We start from the raw sequence: 19,155 nt of genomic DNA, 5'->3' as shown, positions 1-19,155 counted from the left end.
TTACCCGGTCAGCAGATCACCTGTTTCATGGCTGGAACACAGGTTTGCCAGGCTTGGGTGAAATCCCGCAGCCGACCTTGAGGGTGGAATATTTCTTTCCAGATACGCGCCATGGCCAATACGTCGCCTGGGGCGGGGAGTGCTGGGCGATGTTGTTCTACCAGCAGCCAGGCGATTGCCGTGGCGTATCGCAGGTTTACCGTCAACTCCAACTGGGGCGCACTCAGAAACGCATGTTGGCTGGCCAGCCCGCGCACCAGGCTTGCGCGTTCCGGGTCCAGCGCCAGGTATTCGTCCCAGAGGGCACGGTGGCGGGGTTCAGTGATGCTATAGAGGCCATGGCCGCGCCGATCATGCAGGGCCGACCCCAGTTCTGACTGGCTGGCGGCGATCCCCAGTAACAAGGACTCGGCTGTTGGGTTATGGCAGCCGAGGTAGGTCAAGGTCGGCCTGATCACATAACGACACAATTCGCTGGCGGCAATACCCATACAAGCCTCAGTCCATAAATGGGGTTGACGAGCCTGAGAATGAGGGCTTGGCAGCGGTGAATCGGATCTCAGGCCCGTCGCAAGCGGACGATGCCGCTTGAGTTGAAGTGTAGTGTCATATTCATGATGTAAAGGACTGTTTTTAAAACATCTTATCTATTCAGTTATAACGTTTATATCTATCGGTGCTTAGTAAATACCGGCCCGCGCCAAATTTCAGGCAATAAAAAACCCTGTTTTTCAGACAGGGTTTTTGTTTTCAGCGACTCGGTCGATCAGGCAGTCAGTGCCTGACGGGTACGCTCGATCACGGCCTGCAGCGGTTCTGCGCTGGAGTATTGATCGGGGTACAGGCGTTCGCTGTGACGAGCGATACCGTGTTCATTGACCAGGGTGAAGCTGAAGCAGCCTTTGCGAGCGGCCATGATCAGGCAGTTCATTGGGGCAAAAGCGTTAGTGAGGGTGCGAATGGCATCCTGAGTGTGGATTTGAGCGTTCATATTATTGGTGTTCCTACAAATGACACGGATAAGAACCGTGCAACGTTAAAACGTTCCAGTAACGCTGATCACCATTGATCAAACGAAGAACCTGACTGGAACAAAGCAGCCAGTTTGAAGCGCTAATAATTTAGGCGCGCTTGGGCTGGCAGGTAGGTACTTAGGAGGGCAGGCAACACAACAGGGGCAAAGGTTCTGGGCCCGGGGTGAAGATCCTGATCAATTTGCAGGTTGGTTCGGTCAGAGTATGTAAACTTCGCGACACCCTTTGCTTGTTCAAAGGCAGTGTCGTCGCAAGCGATACCTGGAAACCATCGAGGTGGTCGATCCCGTGTGGTTCAGGGGACTTGTTCGACCAGAATTGACTTTCAGCTTGGTACTAACGCCGCGGATAGTAACGGAATGAAGCAGGGAAGGGAAGGGGGTTGGTAAAAAACTTTAATCAGCCGCCGAGCAGTCCACGATAGACCAATACGGTCACAGACGCAGCCAGGGCGCAGCCCAGTGCGTAAGCGGCGAGCGTCAGGCGCAAGGACTGGCCGGTCTCGATCAGTTTCATGACCTCGTGAAGATCATTGATCCGGCCGTCACTCAGTTCGATGCACAGGCTCGCGGCGGTAAAGGCGGCCGAGAGCAAAATCGCGATAGCGAACAACGCGCCGTCCGGAGAGGGTAGCGCTGCATTGATTCCCAACGATGTCGCGCAGATGGCCAACAGCAGCATGGCGAAAAGCAGAATTCCTTTCATCGGCCCTACAGAGTTGCGTTGACGGTGGCGCAGTGTGGCGAGCCGGGGCAGATTTGAAAAGCCCCCGGGTTTGTCCTGGCAGTAACATGTTTAACGCGTGTTGAATCAAAAAACGCCGGCGATATAACCCTTGAATAGTTACTTGTGCACATTGGTTGCGGCATGTGTAACCCTCCTGCCACTCACCGCGAAGGGCGCCCATTTGCCTGTAATCAAAATTTAAGTCAATGAAAAATCTGGCTTTTTTTTATTGGTGAAAAAATCGTCAGTTTGACCGGGGGCCCCGTTCCATGGGCCTTTGCGCGAGTTCAAGGAGGGTTGTCCACTGAGTTATCCACAGCTTCTGTGGATTGTCCCAAGCGCTTGCTCTAGGACGGGCGTGCAGGTTTTTTTCAGCTTTACCTGTACGAAAAAAAGAGTAGAGTGGCGCGCCTTCCGTTCTGTCCCACAGTGCTTTATGAAGTTTCGCTCAGTATCACCTTCTGTTACCGACACTACTCAAACTGTTACCGCACCCAAGCGTTTTTCCTTGAAGGTCGCTCTGTGGCTGCTCGACAGCCCGCGTCTGGGCCAGAGCCGCAACGTCAAGCACTTCGCTGGGCGTTTGCTCAAGCAGCCTGCCCGGGAAGGCGTGGTGGCCGCACAGAGTCGTCTCGGCCAGCTGATGTGCCGCGAGTGCGGAAACGCACGTGACCGGCGCATTGGTCATGATCTATTACGCTCGGCCGCTCGCGCCGGCGATCGTCGCGCCCAGAGTGAACTGCGCCAGGTCGAAGACTGAGCTGTCTTCGGGCCCTGTGCTTGGTTACCCTTGATCTTTTTTGGTGATGGCAGAAATGGCTATGGTTTTTGACTGGACCAGTATTGCCTTGGGGCTTGTTGGCGCAGCCGTACCTTTATTGGCGCTGTGCTGGCAGATTCAGCGGCGCTTGAACGCGCGCAACACCGGCTGGGAACTGCTGGAAGAACGCCTGGCAAACGCGCAACTGGCCCAAGAGGGGCTCGCCGCCCAGCTGGATGCCAGTCGCGATGAAATCAGCGACCTGAGCCAGGCCAACGCCGCCAAACAGGCCGACCTGGCGGCACTGGGTCGCGAAGTCGAACTGTTGCAGATCGACCGCGATAACGCCCGCGATGCCGCCCATGCCTGGAACCTCGATCGCAGCGCCAAGGAGACCGAACTGCGCCGTCTCGATGCCTTGGCCGCAGCCCTGAGCGCGGAATTGCGCGAGCAACAGGAGAGCCATCAGCAGCGCCTCACTGACCTGCAAGGCTCACGGGACGAGCTGCGTGCTCAATTCGCCGAGCTTGCCGGTAAAATCTTCGACGAGCGTGAACAGCGCTTCGCCGAAACCAGCCAGGAACGCCTGGGCCAGTTGCTCGACCCGCTCAAGGAGCGCATCCAGTCCTTCGAGAAACGCGTTGAAGAAAGCTATCAAAACGAAGCCCGTGAGCGGTTCTCCCTGGCCAAGGAGCTTGAGCGCCTGCAGCAACTGAACCTGCGCCTGTCGGACGAAGCCACCAACCTGACCCGCGCCCTCAAGGGGCAGAAAACCCAGGGCAACTGGGGGGAACTGATTCTTGAGCGGGTGCTGGAACACGCAGGCCTGGAAAAAGGCCGCGAATACCAGACCCAGGTCAGCCTCAAGGGCCCGGATGGCGAGCGCTTCCAGCCGGACGTGCTGATCATGTTGCCGGGTGACAAGCAGGTGGTGGTCGACTCCAAGGTCAGCTTGACCGCCTATCAACAGTACGTCGCGGCGGATGACGAAGTGATTGGCCAGGCGGCGTTGAAGCAGCATGTGCTGTCTTTGCGCAATCACGTCAAGGGCTTGGCCGGCAAGGACTACAAGCGCCTGGAAGGTTTGCACAGCCTGGATTTCGTTCTGCTGTTCGTACCGATCGAGGCGGCTTTTTCCGCGGCCTTGCAGGCTGAACCGAATTTGTTCCAGGAAGCCTTCGATCGCCATATCGTGATTGTCAGCCCCACCACCTTGCTCGCCACCCTGCGGGTGATCGACAGCCTGTGGAAGCAGGAGCGTCAGAGCCAGAACGCCCGGGAAATCGCCGAGCGTGCCGGTTGGCTGTACGACAAGTTCGTATTGTTTATCCAGGACCTGGACGAAGTGGGCAACCGGCTGCAGCAGTTGGACAAGGCTTACAGTGCGGCGCGCAACAAATTGACGGACGGGCGTGGGAATCTGGTCAGCCGTACCGAGCAGTTAAGGTTGCTCGGCGCCCGAGCCAGCAAGAGCCTTCCGGCGGATTTGCTGGAGCGAGCGATGACAGATTCGGATGGCGTGGCGCATCTCCCCGAATAGACTTGGGGCCAAATGCGGGAGTGGGCAAGCCCCTCCCACATTTTGACCACGCACGACCCTTTTACAAGGGCAGGTGCCTGCTCAACAGTGCCCTCAACGCCGCCGGCTTCACCGGCTTGGCCAGGTAGTCCAGCCCCGCCCCATGCACCTGCGCCACCATCTCCGGGCGCCCGTCGGCACTGATCACAACGCCGGGAATAGGCTCGGCCAATTGCGCTCGCAGCCAGCCCATCAGTTCGGTGCCGGTTTCGCCGTGGTCCAGGTGATAATCCACCAGCGCCAGTTGCGGTCGCATACCGTCGGCCAGCAGCGCTGCGCACTGGGCCTGGTCGGTGGCGGTCCAGACTTCGCAGCCCCAGCGTGTCAGCAGGCTGCGCATACCGATCAGGATGCTTTCCTCGTTATCCACGCACAGCACCCGCGCACCGCTCAGGGGCAGGCCGTTCTCCACGGCGGCTTTTGGCTGCGGGCTGGCCTGGTTGCGCGCCAGCGGCACGCACACGCTAAACACGCTGCCCTTGCCCGGCCACGAGCGCACGCTCAGGCGATGGCCCAGCACGCGGCACAGGCCGTCAGCAATCGCCAAGCCCAGGCCCAGGCCCTTCTCGGCGCGGGTCTGGTGGCTGTCCAGGCGCTTGAATTCTTCGAAGATCACTTTTTGCTTGTCCGGCGGAATGCCCGGGCCTCGGTCCCATACTTCCAGGCACAGTTCGCCCTGACGTCGACGTACGCCCAGCAGTACGGGCCCGTCGGCATAACGGAAGGCATTGGTCAGAAAGTTCTGCAACACCCGCCGCAGCAACTTGATGTCGCTGTCCACTCGCAGGCGGCTGCCGCGCCAACGGAAGCGCAGGCCTTGCTCATGGGCCAGCGCCTTGAATTCTGCGCCCAGGGTGTCAAATAGCTCATTGAGTACAAAGGGCTGGCGTTGTGGATTGATCTTGCCGTTTTCCAGGCGCGATATGTCCAGCAAGTCGCTGATCAGGTCTTCGGCTGAGCGCAACGAGCTGTCCAGATGCTGCACCAGTTGCCGCGCCTCGTCGGACAGGCCGTCGTGCTGGTGGGAGAGGGCGGCGGAGAACAGCCGCGCCGCGTTCAAGGGTTGCATCAGGTCATGACTGACTGCCGCCAGGAACCGGGTCTTAGACTGGCTGGCAGATTCGGCCACGCCTTTGGCGTCGGTCAGCGCCACGTTGAGCTGCGACAACTCATGGGTGCGCTCGGTCACTCGTTGTTCCAGGCCTTCGTTTGCCTCGGTCAGTGCCTGTTCGGCTTCGCGGAACGCGGTGATGTCGGTGAAACTCATGACAAAACCGCCACCGGGCATCGGGTTGCCGATCAACTCGATCACCCGGCCATTGGGAAACAGGCGCTCGGAGGTGTGCGCGCGGCCCTGGCGCATCCAGTGCAGGCGTCGCGCCACATGCACTTCGGCTTCGCCAGGCCCGCAAAGACCGCGCTCGGCGTTGTAGCGAATAATGTCGGCAATCGGCCGGCCGACGCTGATCAAACCGTCCGGGTAGTTGAACAGCTCCAGGTAGCGCCGGTTCCAGGCCACCAGCTTGAGCGACTGGTCCACCACGCTGATGCCCTGAGTAATGTTCTCGATAGCGCCTTGCAGCAGGGCGCGGTTGAATTGCAGCACCTCGGAGGCTTCGTCGGCGATGCGTACTACGTCCTCCAGCTGCATTTCCCGGCCTTCGATCGCGGCTTTCACCACTGCCCGCGTCGAGGAGGCGCCGAGTACGCCGGCCAACAAACGCTCGGTATGGGCGATCCAATCGTTGTCGGCATTCTGGTTGGGGTTGAAGCCTTTACCCTGGCGATAGGCAAAGCGAATGAAGCTCTGCTGGGCACGTTCTTCGCCGACGAAACGTGCAGCCAGGCTGAGCAGGTCGCTGATCTGCACCGACAACATGGAACGAGCATTGGCGCGCTGGTTGATTTCCTGGCCGATAAACCGGCCGGCCTGCCAGTGCTCGGAAACTCGCGTGCGCGACAGCATCGATACCCAGACGAAGAGGGTGAAGTTACCCGCCAGGGAGAACACTGTACCCAAGGTCAGCGACGTCACCGACAGCCCGAATGGGTGAGAGTGCATCCAGGTCAGGCCGGGGAAAAGGCTGAGCGACCAGCCAAGGCTTTTCGCCGTCACCGGTAGGACCAAGGTGTAGAACCACAGGAATGTACCGGCGGCCAGGCCGGCAAATACACCGCGTCGGTTGGCCTGCTTCCAGTAGAGCGCACCGAGCATCGCCGGGGCCAGTTGGGTCACGGCGGCAAAAGCGATCTGGCCGATGGTGGCCAGGCTGGCAGTCGAGCCGAGCAGACGGTAGCTCACATACGCCAGCAGCAGAATGATCACAATGCTTACCCGGCGTACCGAGAGCATCCAGTGGCGGAACACTTCGAACGGCCGCTCGGCGCTGGAGCGGCGCAGCAACCACGGCAACAGCATGTCGTTGGAGACCATGGTCGACAACGCGATGCTGGCCACGATGACCATGCCGGTGGCTGCCGAAGCCCCGCCGATGAACGCCAGTACGGCGAGGGCCGGGTGGGCCTGGGCCATCGGCAGGCTGATCACGTAGGAGTCGGGCAGCACCGAACCGGGCAACAGCATTTTTCCGCCCAGGGCGATCGGTACCACGAACAACGCGGCGAGGATCAAGTACGCCGGGAATACCCACTTGGCCAGGCGCAGGTCCTGCGGGTCAATGTTCTCAACGACAGTCACATGGAATTGCCGGGGCAGGCAGATGATCGCCATCATGGCGACGCCAGTCTGCACCACCATTGATGGCCAGTTGATCGTTTCTTTCCAGTATTCCTCCAGGCGCGGCGCGAGCATGGCCTGGCTGAACAGATCGCCGAAACCGTCGTACAAGCCGTAGGTCACAAACGCGCCGACCGCGAGAAATGCGAACAGCTTGACCAAAGACTCAAAGGCAATCGCCAGCACCATGCCCCGGTGGTGTTCGGTGGCATCGAGGTTGCGCGTACCAAACACGATAGTGAACAGCGCCAGCACCAGCGACACGATCAAGGCGGTGTCCTGAGCCCGGGTACCGGTGGTGTCGGGGCCGGCGCCGATCAGCAGGTTTACGCCCAGCACGATGCCTTTGAGTTGCAGCGCGATATAGGGCAGCACGCCGACCAGACAGATCAGCGCGACCACCACCGCCAGGGATTGGGATTTGCCATAGCGAGCGGCGATAAAGTCGGCGATGGAGGTGATGTTTTCCTGCTTGCTGATCAGGATCATCTTCTGCAGCACCCAAGGCGCCAACACCAGTAACAGCACCGGCCCCAGGTAGATCGGTAAAAATGCCCACAGCTGCTCGGCGGCTTGGCCTACCGCTCCGAAGAACGTCCAACTGGTGCAGTACACCGCCAGCGACAAGCTATAGACCCACGCACGCACCCGGGGTGGCAGCGGCGCATGGCGGCGGTCACCGTAAAAAGCGATGGCAAACATAATGGCCATATAGGCCAGGGCAACGGCGGCGATCAGCCCGCTGGACAGCGTCATGGTAACTCCGAGCATAAGAACACCCGGGCATTCCGGGCCCGGTTGGACAGTCTCGCATGATGCCTGTTGTTAGTCAGTGTCGACCAAGGTCGCGTGGGATCTAATGTCGCAGGTGCGTTCAGCGCGGGGGCAGGGTTTTCTGGCGCAGGATGTAGATCGTCACCAGCACGGCGCTGGTCAGCATGAAGCCGCGAGCCCACGGCAAGGGCACCAGGTAACAGGATAGCGCGATGCTCAGCCACATCAGGCCGATGGCGTAGACCTTACCCCTGAGTGGAATGCCGTTGCCATCCAGGTAATCACGAATCCATGGGCCCAGCCGTGGGTGTTCCACCAGCCAGTGATAGAACCGCGGGGAGCTTCGAGCGAAGCAGGCGGCGGCCAGCAGTAGAAAGGGCGTGGTCGGCAATACCGGTAGGAAAATGCCAATCACTCCCAGCGCTACGCTCAGCCAGCCGATGGCCAGTAGTACGTAGCGCAGGAGCAGTGAGCGGTTGCCCATGGGTGCCACGGGCAAGCGACTCAGTGGTGACGTGGCTTGAGGATCGCCGGTTTTTCGTCAGGCGCGTTGCACAGCAGGTACAGCGCGGTCAGGGCTTCCGGGATCTGCACGATCATGTCGTCCATCAGGTTGGCATCGGCGGCGATGTCGGAGAACTCTGCTTCTTCTTCGAACAGGCCCGAACCAACCATGATCGGCAGGAGCATTTCGCTGACTTCTTCTTCGGCGGTTTCGAACCAGGCGGCTTCACGCAGGAACACGCCTTCCATGAAACCGATGCACCAGCCGCGCAGGTCGGAGTCGTCCGGGTCGTCGCCCAGGTCGAGGTCGCATGGCAGCTCGAACTCTTCGTCGGAGGCCAGTTGGCGCGCAATGTGGGCCTTGAGGGCGATCAGGGTGGATTCGATTTCTTCGCGCTGGGCGGCGTCGCTGTAATGAGGCTCTTCAGCGAACAGCGCGTCGATCCATTCACGGTCGGGGACGGTTTCGGAGCAGATCGACAGGGCGGTCAGGTAGCCGTGGGCGGCCACGTAGTCCAGCGCCTCGTCATGCAGCTCATCGGCGTCGAGGAAGGCTTGCAGGCGGGTTAGTTGCTCAGCGAAGGACATTGAAGGGCTACCTTGGGAATAAACGATGCTGAATTCTAGGCTTTCTTGAGCGCCCAGGCCAGCCGCACGGCATATTTGCCCGGTTTTAGAGCGGGCGTCTATTCGTCAGTCGCGCCCTTTGGCCGATGACGCTCGGGTATACTGCCGCGTTTTGTGATGCCCCTGCAGGCTTAGCGCCAATCCGGGAAAACTTCGCTTACGGATTATTTTCCGTGAAAGCGTATTTTTTCGGCCAGCCTGTACAGAGGGATTTCGGCACCATTTTGGAGTTTTACATGCTCGAGCAGGCTCAACGCGTCCTCAAGGACATCTTCGGCTACGACAGTTTTCGTGGCCGCCAGGGTGCGATCATTGAGCGTGTGGCCAGCGGCGGCGATGCCCTGGTGCTGATGCCTACCGGTGGCGGCAAGTCGCTGTGCTTCCAGGTACCTGCGCTGTTGCGCAACGGCCTGGCGGTGGTGGTGTCGCCGCTGATCGCGTTGATGGACGATCAGGTTGCCACCCTCGAAGAGCTGGGCGTCGCCGCCGCTTCCCTGAACTCCACTCTCAGCGCCGAGCAGCAGCGCGACCTGGCCGCACGAATCAAGCGCGGTGAAGTGAAGATGTTGTACCTGGCGCCGGAGCGTCTGGTGCAGCCACGCATGTTGGCCTTTTTGCAGAGCCTGGAAATCGCCCTGTTCGCCATCGACGAAGCCCACTGTGTATCGCAGTGGGGCCACGATTTCCGCCGCGAATACCTGCAGCTTGGTCAATTGGCGGAGCTGTTCCCCGACGTGCCGCGCATCGCCCTGACCGCCACCGCCGACAAACGTACCCGTGAAGAGATCGTCGAGCGCCTGCATTTGCAGAATGCCGAGCGCTTCCTGTCCAGCTTTGACCGACCGAATATCTTCTATCGCATCGTACCCAAGGAGCAGCCACGCAAGCAGTTGCTCGCGTTCCTGTCCGAGCGGCGCAGCGATGCGGGTATTGTCTACTGCCTGTCACGCAAGAAGGTCGATGAAGTCGCTGCGTTCCTGTGCGAGCAAGGCTACCCGGCGCTGCCTTACCACGCCGGCCTGCCCAATGAAACGCGCTCTGCGCACCAGAAACGCTTTCTCAACGAGGAAGGCCTGATCATGGTGGCGACCATCGCCTTCGGCATGGGTATCGACAAATCCAACGTGCGTTTCGTGGCGCACATGGACCTGCCCAAGTCCCTTGAGGCCTATTACCAGGAAACCGGTCGTGCCGGCCGAGATGGCCTGCCGGCGGATGCCTGGATGGTCTACGGCCTGCAGGACGTGGTGATGCTCAAGCAGATGCTGCAGAACTCCGAAGGTGACGAGCGTCACAAGCGTCTGGAGCAGCACAAGCTCGACGCCATGCTTTCGTTGTGCGAAGAAACCCGCTGCCGCCGTCAGACGCTGCTGGCGTATTTCGACGAAGACATGCCGCAACCCTGCGGCCACTGCGACAACTGCATCGACGGCGTGCAAACCTGGGACGCTACCGAGCCTGCGCGCCAGGCGTTGTCGACGATCTATCGCACTGGCCAGCGCTATGGCGTGGGCCATCTGGTGGATGTGTTGCTCGGCAAGGACAATGAAAAAGTGCGCAGCTTCGGCCACGAAAAACTGTCGGTCTATGGCGTCGGCAAGGCCCGTGCCGAGGGCGAATGGCGTTCGCTGTTTCGCCAGATGGTTGCCCGTGGCCTCGTCGACATTGATATCGAAGGCTATGGCGGGCTGCGCCTGAACGACAGTTGCCGGCCGTTGCTCAAGGGTGAAGTCAGCCTGGAACTGCGCCGCGACCTCAAGCCGCAGGCCAGCGCCAAAAGCAGCAGTACCAGCCAGGCCAGCCAGTTGGTGCGGGGCGAGGAGCGCGAGCAGTGGGAGGCGTTGCGTACCCTGCGGCGCAAATTGGCGCAGGAACACAGCGTGCCGCCCTACGTTATCTTCCCCGACTCCACCTTGCTGGAAATGCTCCGCGAGCAACCCACCACCATGGCCGAGATGGCTCGGGTCAGTGGTGTGGGTGCGCGCAAGCTGGAGCGTTACGGCCAGGCCTTCCTCGAAGTGCTCGGCGGCCAGGCAGAAGCGCCGAAGGAAATCGCCGATATTCGCCACGAACTGATCAGCCTGGCCCGCGCTGGCATGACCCCGATCCAGATCGCCGGCCAACTGCAATGCTCGGAAAAAAATGTGTATACCCTGCTCGCCGAAGCCATTGGCAAGCAACAGTTGTCGCTGGAGCAGGCCCTTGATTTGCCTGAGGATTTACTCGGCGAAATCCAGGATGCCTTCCTCGACGGAGAAGGCGAATTGCCACCTGTAGTGGAGATCGCTCCGTTGTTCACCGGGCGTGTTCCCGAGGGTGTTTTGTACTGCGTGCGTGCCGCTTTGCAGTCGGAATTCGAAATTTAGTGTGGCAATTACGACAATGTAACGAATCAGTACATACCGGGCCTTGCCTACTGGCATGGCTCATGCTTAGCTGACTAATAATTAGCCACACTTTATTTTCAGTCTTAAACATGAGTTTTTTATGCCGTTAACCGATCAACACCGTTTTGGCATGCAGTTGGCGCAAATGTCCCGAGGTTGGCGCGCTGAGCTGGACCGTCGTTTGGCGGGGCTAGGGTTGTCCCAGGCGCGCTGGCTGGTGCTGCTGCATCTGGCCCGTTTTGTCGAAGCACCTACCCAACGTGAACTGGCACAAAGTGTCGGCGTCGAAGGGCCGACCCTGGCGCGCCTGCTCGACAGCCTGGAAGGCCAGGGCCTGGTGCAACGCCAGGCCGTGGTGGAAGACCGCCGCGCCAAACGCATTTTGTTGTGTGATACCGCTCAACCGCTGATCGACCAGATCGAGACCATCGCCACGGCCTTGCGCCATGAGCTGTTCGTTGGGGTGAATGAAGAGGATCTGCGCGTGTGCATGCGTGTGCACGAGCACATTCTGGCGAACCTGGAAAAGTCCTGACTCCCAATTCGCCGAGAACCAAATGTGGGAGGGGGCTTGCTCCCGATTGCGGTGGGCCAGCTACAGAATTGTTGACTGATACCCCGCCATCGGGAGCAAGCCCCCTCCCACATTAGTTCTGTGCTGTGTCAGAAGGTCTGGCCGAGATTCAAGTACACAGCCTTCTGATTATCATCATTGAACCCATAGCTGAAATTCAGCGGCCCAAGTGGCGTATCAAACCCCAGGAAAATACTCGCGGCATTGATATACCCGCTGTCGAATTCGTTGTCGTTGTTCCACGCCCGGCCCCGTTCCAGTGAGGCACCCAGGTACAACGGGAAGTCCAGTGGCAGGTACGAGCGTGGGGTCAGCCGGCGGAAGTACACCGCGCGCATCAGGCTGACGTTCTGGCCCGAAATCGCATCCTGGCGAAAGCCCGACAATTGCCGCGCCCCACCCAGCAGGAAGCTGGAGATCACCACATCGGAATTATCCAGCGTGCGTCCATAGCGACCGCCGAGTATCAGAGTGTCCGGGCCATGGCTCATGGCCTTGTCCAGTTTGAACTCCCATTGACGGTAGCGCTGGTCCGAACCCAGTCCGGGTTCGAATTCGCGAAAGGCCAGGCCTATGTCTTCGCCGCTGTGCGGGAAGTAGACGTTGTCGAGGGAGTCGAAGGAATATTTAAGCTCATAGAACCCTTCGCTGAAACTCACGCTCGGCAGGTCGCGCTCGCCGATACGCACGTCCGCCTTGCCCCACGCCTCACCTACGCCGAAGCGGATCTCGCCGCTGTTGCCGATCTGGCGTCCTACGTTCAAGCCAAAGCCATAGCGTTCCAGGCGATATTCGGAGATGGGGTCGTTGTCCAGGATCAGCTCAACGTTCTGCGCCTCGGCTCTGATGTAAGGCGCGACGAAGTAGCGCGACCCGGTGTCCATCGGTTGGTAGAACTCGCTGTACAGCTCCTGTCGATCACCGATCTGCACCCGCGTCAGCCACTCCGCGCCGAGGCGGTTGATGCCGTTCACTCGATAGCTGGCACCAAGGTTGAAAGCGCTGTCGCCACGCATGTCATCCGACAGGTTCAAGCCCAGGCGCAGGTAGTCGGTGCCGCTGCGCTTGCCCCGCGCGCTGATCACCAGGGTGTTGTCCTGGCCCTTTTTGACCACGCGGTATTGCACCTGCTCGAAGTAATCCAGGCCGTACAGTGTGCCCATGTCCGATTGCAGGCGCCCCAGGTTCAGCGGTTCTCCCAGCCCCTGACGGATGTAATAGCGGATCACGTCGTCGCTGACTTTGGAGTCGTTCTCCACCTTGATAGCGGTGATCACCGGGGTGCGCTCGCCCGGCGTGCGTGCAGCCACCAGTTGCGCGTCGATGGGCTCGACCGGACGCAGGTTCGCCAGGCGCACATCGAGAGCGCGGGTGGCGCGGTAACCGGCGTCGATCATGTCTTTGGCGCGGCCGAAGTCGGTCACGCCATAGGCGGCCAGAGGCGGTTGGATCAGCACATCCTTGGGGTTCAGAGCCTTGAGTTGCTCCTCGGAATTGCGCCGGGTCATCAGGGTGATGGACTGGTTGAGCACGTCCACCACGGTCGCCAATTGCTTGCGCGAGCGCAGCGGGGTGCCGATGTCGACCACGATGGCAATATCGACGCCCATCTCCCGCGCCACATCCAACGGGATGTTGTCGGTCATACCGCCGTCCACCAGCAGGCGGCCGTCCAGTTCCACCGGGGCGAACACGGCGGGGATCGACATGCTGGCGCGTATCACCTGGGGCAGGTGGCCCTTGCTGAACACGACTTTTTCGCCGGTGGTAATGTCGGTGGCCACTGCGCGGAACGGGATCGGCAGCTTGTCGAAGTTACGCGTGTTGCTGCTGTGGGCAAACATGCTTTCCAGCAGCAGCGCCAGGTTCTGGCCCTGGATCACACCCAGTGGCAGGCCGAGGCTGCCGTCGTCGCGGAAACTGAGTTTCTGCTTGACCAGGAAATCCCGGTCGTCCTGTTTGCGCCGAAACGGTACGTCTTCGCGTGGTGGGGCGTCCGACAGGGCCTGTTGCCAGTCGATGCCCAGCGCCAGCTTCTCCAGTTCGTCGATCTTGTAGCCCGATGCGTACAGCCCGCCAATTACCGCACCCATGCTGGTGCCGGCAATCGCATCAATATGGATGCCCTGTTCCTCAAGGGCTTTGAGCACACCGATATGCGCCAGGCCACGGGCGGCACCACCGGACAACACCAGGCCGATTTTAGGGCGGGGTGCTTCCAAGGCTTCGGCAAGCAGGGGGACTAGGCACAGGAACAGGCAAGACAGCAGGCGGCGCATCATCAATCTCGAGGCTGGGCGATAAAGGCCGCTATTATAGCCACTCGATTCGCTGGGCCCGTCATGTCAGGAGCCGCTTAAATTATGTCTGCAAGCAAACCCGAGATCGTTATCACTTATTGCACCCAGTGCCAGTGGTTGCTGCGCGCCGCGTGGCTGGCCCAGGAGTTGCTCAGTACATTTGCCGATGACCTGGGGAGCGTGGCGCTGGAGCCGGCCACCGGTGGCGCCTTTCGCATCACCTGTGATGGCGTGCAGATCTGGGAACGCAAAGCCGACGGCGGCTTTCCCGAGGCCAAGGTACTAAAACAGCGGGTACGCGACCAGATGGACCCGCAGCGCGATCTGGGCCATAACGATCGTACGCAATGAAAGTCACCGCCACAGAGGGGCGGTGACCCTACCGCTACTTGGCAGCGAGCTTTTGTTTGATAAAACCGACGGCCCACGTCAATACCAACCCACCGACGCCACCGCCGACAATATTGCTGCCGATCGCGGCAACATCCAGCGCTTCGCCGCTGGTGGTGCCCGTGAGTGCGGCGACAATCTGGCCCAGCACCAAGCCGCCGACTCCGCCGAGAAAGGTATTGAGCCCTGTCCCCAGGCTCTGTTTGGTCATGCCGGCGATGTTGCCACCGACGGCACCGCTGATGATCTGGACCAGCAAGCTGATGAGCATTTCCATGATGAAACTCCTGCATCGCATTGAGGGGTGACCACTCGCTTGCAGCAACTTCAGAAAGCACCATGGCTGTCGTCGAGGAGTCTTTATCCGTTGAACGACTACAGACTGTTGCGGACGTTTAAAGTATAGATCAGGCTGTGGTTGCCGGTTGTTTGGCCTGGCTGGCGCTGCCCATCAGGCCGGAAAGCACGATGGCGAGGATGATCAAGGCGCCGCCCAGCAACATGCGCAAGGTCGGGGTTTCGGCAAACAACAGCCAGGCCACGGTGATGCCGTAGACAGGTTCCATGGCAAACACCACCGAGGCGGTGCGCGCCTTGATCACGGCAAGGCTGGCGACAAACAGGCTATGGGCAAGACCAGTACAAAACACTCCCAGCAACCCGATCCACAGCCAGTCAATCCCACGTACATCCGCCAGCCCTGGTGCGGCCACCGGCAGCAGGCAGGCCGCGACCACCACGTTCTGGCACAGCGCGGCCTGTACCGCAGGAATGCGCCCGGAGCTGGCGCGATTGTTCAGCGATAACAACGAGAACAACAGCCCCGAGGCGATCCCCCACAGTAGGCCGCTGGTGGCCTCGCTGGCGAGGTTGAAATCCGGGGTCACCAGCACCAGGCCAACGGTGACCAGGGCCACTAGCAGCACTTCATTGGCGCGAATGCGCTCGCGGAAGATCAACCCTTCAAGGATCACGGTAAAGGCCGGAAAGGCGGTAAACCCCAGGGTCGCCACGGCCACGCCGGCGACTTTGACGGCAATAAAGAACGTCACCCAATGCGCGGCCAGCAACACACCGCTGACCAGCAGGCGGCGCCAGTCGCGCATCTCCAGTGTCTTCCAGGGCGCGTTGCTGGCAAAGCGGGCAAACACCGCCAGGGCGAGCACAGCAAACGCGGCGCGACCAAACACGATGATGGCAGGGGAGGCCGCCGCCAGCTTGCCGAATACGCCGGTGAGGCCAAACATCAATGCGCCGATATGCAGGGCGCCGAGGGCTGAACGGGGAGTCATTGCGATCCTTGAAGCAACGGGGGTAACAGCCTCGCAGTCTAGAGGCATGGTTTGCGGGCGTCTGTCGCCGGCCTCGCGATTTTTAGCGTGGGGCTCTTGTCAGTCGGCCCGACGCAGGGCGCTGGGCGTGGCGCCAAACTCGCGCAACATGGCGGCACTGAATGCGCTTTGCGAGGCGTAGCCGACGCGCTCGGCAACCTCACCAATGGCAAGCGGTGTGCCGCGCAAAAGCCCCAGCGCCATGTGCAAGCGACGACTGCGAAGATAATCCATCGGCGTTTGCCCGCATTCGGCCATGAAGCGTGCATGCAGGCGCGCCACGGAAAGCCCGGCGATGCGCGCCAGGTCGGCCACCTGCAACGGGCGCGCAGCATGGCGCTGGATATGGGCATTGAACGCTGCATAAGGCAGGCGCCGGCCAGGCTGCGATTTAGCCTGGGGATGATTGAGGCTGGCCAGTAACAGCACCGCACCTTGCTGGACGATCAGCGGGTCGTCCACCGGGCTGTGCGCCAGCCACTGCACCAGTTGGCTTTGCCGCGGATCCAGCGTCAGTCGCGCCGGTTGCCCCAGCAAGCGGCGACTGGCATCGGCATGCTCGCCCAGGGATTGCACCACCCAATGCTCGGTCGGCACATCCAGCACCAGGCAGCGGCTGCCATCGCGGCTGCCACAGGCATGGTGAGTGGAGAAGGGCAGCACCATCACACTGCTCTCGCGCACTTGGCTGCCACGGCCATCGACTTCCAGCTCCAGGTGCCCGGACAGGCCGAACACCAACTGCGCATGATCATGGCTGTGAGCGATGGGGGCTTCGAGGTAGTGGCGTAGCGTGAGGGTCGGGCTCATCGCAATCTCCAGGGCGGCAAGGCGCCAGTCTACAACGCTTTGCGGGCATTTAGCGCTGTCATCAGACTGACGCGCAGCTGTCATGGGCTATTAATCGCCAAGGCGCAAGCTCGCGAAAACAGCGTCGAGGGATGCCCATGACCCATGCCGAGTTCACCAAGCCCAGCCGCAAACAACGGGTGCGAACCCTGTGGATTTCCGACGTGCATCTAGGCACCCGGGATTGCCAGGCCGAGCACTTGTCGCAGTTTCTCAAGGGCTACCACGCCGACAAGGTCTACCTGGTGGGCGATATTATCGATGGTTGGAAAATGCGTGGCGGCATGTATTGGCCCCAGGCCCACACCAATGTGATCCGTCGACTGCTGACCATGGCCAAGCGCGGCACCGAGGTGATCTACGTCACTGGCAACCATGATGAATTTTTACGACGCTATTCCAAGCTGATCCTGGGCAATATCCAGTTGGTCGATGAGGCAGTGCATGTGACCGCCGACGGTCGGCATCTATTGGTGATCCATGGCGACCAGTTCGATGTGATCACCCGTTATCACCGTTGGCTGGCGTTCCTCGGCGACTCGGCCTACGAATTCACCCTCACGCTTAACCGCTGGCTCAACCATTGGCGCGCGCGCTACGGTTATGGCTACTGGTCGCTGTCGGCGTACCTGAAACACAAGGTGAAAACCGCCGTGAGCTTTATCAGCGATTTCGAAGAAGCGATTGCCCACGAAGTCACCAGGCGCGAACTGCATGGGGTGGTGTGCGGGCATATCCACCATGCCGAGATTCGCAAAGTGGGCGAGGTGGATTACCTCAATTGCGGGGATTGGGTGGAATCGTGCACCGCGCTGATCGAGCACTGGGATGGGCATATCGAGTTGTATCGGTTGGCGGACGTCCAGGCCAGGGAGGCGCAGCTCAAGGCTGAAATGGTCACTGGCTAAAAGCCTCGCCTCGGTAAAAATGTGGGAGGGGGCAAGCCCCCTCCCACATTTTTGATCCCGCAGTTTTCAGTTGGAAACGTCGGCGATAGCTTGGGCCAGCAGCGTCAAACGTGTCGCATCCACCCCGGCCACGTTGGCCCGGCCTGAACTGACCATATACACGCTGTGCTCCTCGCGCAGTTGCTTGACCTGCTCGGCACTCAAACCGGTATAGGAAAACATCCCGCGCTGCGCGCCGATATGGGCAAACTTCTCGGCCAAGCCATGGGGCTTCAAGGCTTCCACCAACCCGGAGCGCAAGTGCGCGATCCGCGAGCGCATGGCCTCGACTTCCTCGCTCCACAGTTTTTTCAGCTCGGTATCACCGAGGATGGTCGCCACCACGGCAGCGCCATGATCCGGCGGCGTCGACCACAGGTTGCGGGCGATATTCGCCAGTTGGCTGCGCACATCGGTGAGCTTTTCGGCATCCGCAGCACACACGATCAGTGCGCCGACCCGGTCGCGATACAGACCGAAGTTCTTCGAGCAGGAACTGGTGACCAGCACTTCCGGCAACTCGGCTGCAAACAGGCGCACCGCCCACGCGTCCTGCTCCAGGCCATCACCAAAGCCCTGGTAAGCAAAGTCAATCAGCGGCAGCAACTGGCGTTCCCGCACAATCTGCAACACCTGGCGCCAGTCATCCTGGGTCAGGTCGAAGCCGGTCGGGTTATGGCAGCAGGCATGCAGCAGCACCACGTCACCCTTGGGTACCGTGGACAGGGTCGCAAGCATCGCCGCCACATCCAGGCGATTGTCGCTGCCTACGTAAGGGTAGTGACTGACCTTAAGCCCGGCCTTGGCAAAAATGGTCTCGTGGATCGGCCAGGTCGGGTTGCTCAACCACACGCCACGGCCAGGCAGGCTCTGGGCGATAAAGTCAGCGCTCAGGCGCAGGGCGCCGGTACCGCCTGGGGTCTGGGTGGCGCCGGCGCGGCGTTCGCGCAACAAGGCCGAATCGGCACCGAGCACCAGCTCACTGATCAGGGTGCCGAAAGCCGCGTCACCATGACCACCGATGTAGGTCTTGGTCACCTGGGTATCAACCAGGCGCTGTTCCGCCAGCTTCACCGAGTGGGGAATCGGCGTCAGGCCCTGGTCGTCCTTATACACGCCCACGCCCAGGTCGAACTTGTTCGGGTTGGCATCCTGGGCATACAGGTCCATCAGCCCGAGGATCGGGTCACCGGGTACGCGGCCAATCGCATCGAAGTGCATTACTTGCGGCCCTCGGCAGTCTTGGCCACTTCGTCGGTGCGCGCAGCCATGATGAAGTCGTTGCGGTGCAGGCCCTTGATGGAGTGGCTCCACCAGGTCACGGTGACTTTGCCCCATTCGGTGAGCAGGCCAGGGTGATGGCCTTCGGCTTCGGAGATTTCACCCATGGCGTTGGTGAAGGCCAGGGCGAACTTGAAGTTCTTGAACAGGAAGACCTTTTCCAGCTGCATGACGCCGTCGCGCACTTCGATGTTCCAGTCAGGGATCTGCTTGAGCAGCACCGGCAGTTCTTCATCGCTGACTTGCGGGGCATCGGCGCGGCAGGCTTCGCAGTGGGCTTGGTTCAAGGTGGTCATGGGAGGTGTCCTGAATTCGAATGTTTGAAGGTCAGTGGCGTTACCCTAAAGCAACGCGC

18 protein-coding genes are annotated in these 19,155 nt (G+C 60.5%); 6 read left to right on the top strand and 12 right to left on the bottom strand.

Features of this window, described 5'->3' with window-relative positions; all coding sequences use genetic code 11:
* Positions 1-8: 8 nt before the first annotated feature.
* From FW800_RS06325 to FW800_RS06315, 3 genes are all read right to left on the bottom strand, one after another.
* On the bottom strand, positions 9-491 hold the full coding sequence (locus FW800_RS06325) for a hypothetical protein (RefSeq protein ID WP_078821982.1): 483 nt from the start codon (positions 489-491) through the stop codon (positions 9-11).
* A 275-nt stretch (positions 492-766) separates the two neighbouring features.
* A complete protein-coding gene (locus FW800_RS06320; protein ID WP_005790139.1) occupies positions 767-991 on the bottom strand; it encodes a hypothetical protein in 225 nt (74 codons plus the stop codon).
* A gap of 442 nt (positions 992-1,433) precedes the next feature.
* Positions 1,434-1,739, bottom strand: coding sequence for a hypothetical protein (locus FW800_RS06315; protein WP_032880043.1), 306 nt, complete (start codon positions 1,737-1,739; stop codon positions 1,434-1,436).
* Between the two features lie 457 nt (positions 1,740-2,196).
* Between FW800_RS06315 and FW800_RS06310 the strand changes: the two genes are divergently transcribed.
* Together FW800_RS06310 and rmuC are read left to right on the top strand one after the other, a co-directional pair.
* A complete protein-coding gene (locus FW800_RS06310; RefSeq protein ID WP_032880044.1) occupies positions 2,197-2,520 on the top strand; it encodes a hypothetical protein in 324 nt (107 codons plus the stop codon).
* Between the two features lie 175 nt (positions 2,521-2,695).
* Entirely contained in the window at positions 2,696-4,060 is a 1,365-nt protein-coding gene (rmuC, locus tag FW800_RS06305; protein WP_177464428.1) for a DNA recombination protein RmuC, read from the top strand.
* A gap of 61 nt (positions 4,061-4,121) precedes the next feature.
* Here the strand turns inward: rmuC and FW800_RS06300 are convergent, their stop codons facing one another.
* The 3 genes from FW800_RS06300 to FW800_RS06290 form a co-directional block, all read right to left on the bottom strand.
* Positions 4,122-7,592: a hybrid sensor histidine kinase/response regulator gene (locus FW800_RS06300; RefSeq protein WP_032880045.1), complete on the bottom strand. Its 3,471-nt coding sequence runs from the start codon at positions 7,590-7,592 to the stop codon at positions 4,122-4,124.
* Positions 7,593-7,710: 118 nt separating this feature from the next.
* Positions 7,711-8,094, bottom strand: coding sequence for a YbaN family protein (locus tag FW800_RS06295; protein WP_446437232.1), 384 nt, complete (start codon positions 8,092-8,094; stop codon positions 7,711-7,713).
* 20 nt (positions 8,095-8,114) lie between these two features.
* Positions 8,115-8,702 carry a UPF0149 family protein gene (locus FW800_RS06290; RefSeq protein WP_005790129.1) on the bottom strand — a complete coding sequence of 196 codons (588 nt, stop codon included), beginning with the start codon at positions 8,700-8,702 and terminating at the stop codon, positions 8,115-8,117.
* Positions 8,703-8,977: 275 nt separating this feature from the next.
* Here FW800_RS06290 and recQ point away from each other — a divergent pair, with 275 nt between their 5' ends.
* Complete coding sequence (gene recQ, locus FW800_RS06285) at positions 8,978-11,107, top strand: DNA helicase RecQ (RefSeq protein WP_005790127.1); 2,130 nt, start codon at positions 8,978-8,980, stop codon at positions 11,105-11,107.
* A 121-nt stretch (positions 11,108-11,228) separates the two neighbouring features.
* Positions 11,229-11,663 carry a MarR family transcriptional regulator gene (locus FW800_RS06280; protein WP_003193007.1) on the top strand — a complete coding sequence of 145 codons (435 nt, stop codon included), beginning with the start codon at positions 11,229-11,231 and terminating at the stop codon, positions 11,661-11,663.
* 128 nt (positions 11,664-11,791) lie between these two features.
* Here the strand turns inward: FW800_RS06280 and FW800_RS06275 are convergent, their stop codons facing one another.
* Positions 11,792-13,981 carry a patatin-like phospholipase family protein gene (locus tag FW800_RS06275; RefSeq protein WP_005790125.1) on the bottom strand — a complete coding sequence of 730 codons (2,190 nt, stop codon included), beginning with the start codon at positions 13,979-13,981 and terminating at the stop codon, positions 11,792-11,794.
* 84 nt (positions 13,982-14,065) lie between these two features.
* Here FW800_RS06275 and FW800_RS06270 point away from each other — a divergent pair, with 84 nt between their 5' ends.
* Positions 14,066-14,353 (top strand): SelT/SelW/SelH family protein, encoded by a 288-nt coding sequence (locus FW800_RS06270; RefSeq protein ID WP_446437231.1) that lies wholly within the window; start codon positions 14,066-14,068, stop codon positions 14,351-14,353.
* Between the two features lie 34 nt (positions 14,354-14,387).
* Here FW800_RS06270 and FW800_RS06265 read toward each other — a convergent pair whose 3' ends face one another.
* From FW800_RS06265 to FW800_RS06255, 3 genes are all read right to left on the bottom strand, one after another.
* The gene (locus tag FW800_RS06265) at positions 14,388-14,669 is read right to left on the bottom strand and encodes a hypothetical protein (protein WP_003193002.1); all 282 of its coding nucleotides are present in this window, start codon (positions 14,667-14,669) and stop codon (positions 14,388-14,390) included.
* A gap of 130 nt (positions 14,670-14,799) precedes the next feature.
* Positions 14,800-15,684 (bottom strand): DMT family transporter, encoded by an 885-nt coding sequence (locus tag FW800_RS06260; protein WP_032880046.1) that lies wholly within the window; start codon positions 15,682-15,684, stop codon positions 14,800-14,802.
* A gap of 99 nt (positions 15,685-15,783) precedes the next feature.
* A complete protein-coding gene (locus tag FW800_RS06255; protein WP_446437230.1) occupies positions 15,784-16,533 on the bottom strand; it encodes an AraC family transcriptional regulator in 750 nt (249 codons plus the stop codon).
* 137 nt (positions 16,534-16,670) lie between these two features.
* On the opposite strand from FW800_RS06255, the gene FW800_RS06250 reads away from it, so the two are divergent.
* On the top strand, positions 16,671-17,480 hold the full coding sequence (locus FW800_RS06250; protein ID WP_005790116.1) for a UDP-2,3-diacylglucosamine diphosphatase: 810 nt from the start codon (positions 16,671-16,673) through the stop codon (positions 17,478-17,480).
* A 66-nt stretch (positions 17,481-17,546) separates the two neighbouring features.
* Here the strand turns inward: FW800_RS06250 and FW800_RS06245 are convergent, their stop codons facing one another.
* Positions 17,547-18,740, bottom strand: a complete 1,194-nt coding sequence (locus FW800_RS06245) for an amino acid aminotransferase (RefSeq protein ID WP_078821979.1) — start codon at positions 18,738-18,740, stop codon at positions 17,547-17,549.
* On the bottom strand, positions 18,740-19,096 hold the full coding sequence (locus FW800_RS06240; RefSeq protein WP_005790113.1) for a 4a-hydroxytetrahydrobiopterin dehydratase: 357 nt from the start codon (positions 19,094-19,096) through the stop codon (positions 18,740-18,742). Before FW800_RS06240 ends, FW800_RS06245 begins: the two co-directional genes overlap by 1 nt.
* Positions 19,097-19,155 lie beyond the last annotated feature (59 nt).

It is taken from the genome of Pseudomonas sp. 910_23, assembly GCF_052850795.1.
Note: the sequence above shows the minus strand (reverse complement) of the source record. Positions and strands in the feature narration are given on the sequence as shown.

What these genes read in the sequence shown, in the direction of transcription:
- FW800_RS06250 (WP_005790116.1), top strand. Translation starts at nt 16,671, where the DNA reads ATGACCCATGCCGAGTTCACCAAGCCCAGCCGCAAACAACGGGTGCGA.
- FW800_RS06260 (WP_032880046.1), bottom strand. Translation starts at nt 15,684, where the DNA reads ATGACTCCCCGTTCAGCCCTCGGCGCCCTGCATATCGGCGCATTGATG.
- FW800_RS06320 (WP_005790139.1), bottom strand. Translation starts at nt 991, where the DNA reads ATGAACGCTCAAATCCACACTCAGGATGCCATTCGCACCCTCACTAAC.
- FW800_RS06265 (WP_003193002.1), bottom strand. Translation starts at nt 14,669, where the DNA reads ATGGAAATGCTCATCAGCTTGCTGGTCCAGATCATCAGCGGTGCCGTC.
- recQ (WP_005790127.1), top strand. Translation starts at nt 8,978, where the DNA reads ATGCTCGAGCAGGCTCAACGCGTCCTCAAGGACATCTTCGGCTACGAC.
- FW800_RS06315 (WP_032880043.1), bottom strand. Translation starts at nt 1,739, where the DNA reads ATGAAAGGAATTCTGCTTTTCGCCATGCTGCTGTTGGCCATCTGCGCG.
- FW800_RS06275 (WP_005790125.1), bottom strand. Translation starts at nt 13,981, where the DNA reads ATGCGCCGCCTGCTGTCTTGCCTGTTCCTGTGCCTAGTCCCCCTGCTT.
- FW800_RS06270 (WP_446437231.1), top strand. Translation starts at nt 14,066, where the DNA reads ATGTCTGCAAGCAAACCCGAGATCGTTATCACTTATTGCACCCAGTGC.
- FW800_RS06295 (WP_446437232.1), bottom strand. Translation starts at nt 8,094, where the DNA reads ATGGGCAACCGCTCACTGCTCCTGCGCTACGTACTACTGGCCATCGGC.
- FW800_RS06255 (WP_446437230.1), bottom strand. Translation starts at nt 16,533, where the DNA reads ATGAGCCCGACCCTCACGCTACGCCACTACCTCGAAGCCCCCATCGCT.
- FW800_RS06290 (WP_005790129.1), bottom strand. Translation starts at nt 8,702, where the DNA reads ATGTCCTTCGCTGAGCAACTAACCCGCCTGCAAGCCTTCCTCGACGCC.
- FW800_RS06245 (WP_078821979.1), bottom strand. Translation starts at nt 18,740, where the DNA reads ATGCACTTCGATGCGATTGGCCGCGTACCCGGTGACCCGATCCTCGGG.
- FW800_RS06310 (WP_032880044.1), top strand. Translation starts at nt 2,197, where the DNA reads ATGAAGTTTCGCTCAGTATCACCTTCTGTTACCGACACTACTCAAACT.
- FW800_RS06300 (WP_032880045.1), bottom strand. Translation starts at nt 7,592, where the DNA reads ATGACGCTGTCCAGCGGGCTGATCGCCGCCGTTGCCCTGGCCTATATG.
- FW800_RS06280 (WP_003193007.1), top strand. Translation starts at nt 11,229, where the DNA reads ATGCCGTTAACCGATCAACACCGTTTTGGCATGCAGTTGGCGCAAATG.
- FW800_RS06325 (WP_078821982.1), bottom strand. Translation starts at nt 491, where the DNA reads ATGGGTATTGCCGCCAGCGAATTGTGTCGTTATGTGATCAGGCCGACC.
- FW800_RS06240 (WP_005790113.1), bottom strand. Translation starts at nt 19,096, where the DNA reads ATGACCACCTTGAACCAAGCCCACTGCGAAGCCTGCCGCGCCGATGCC.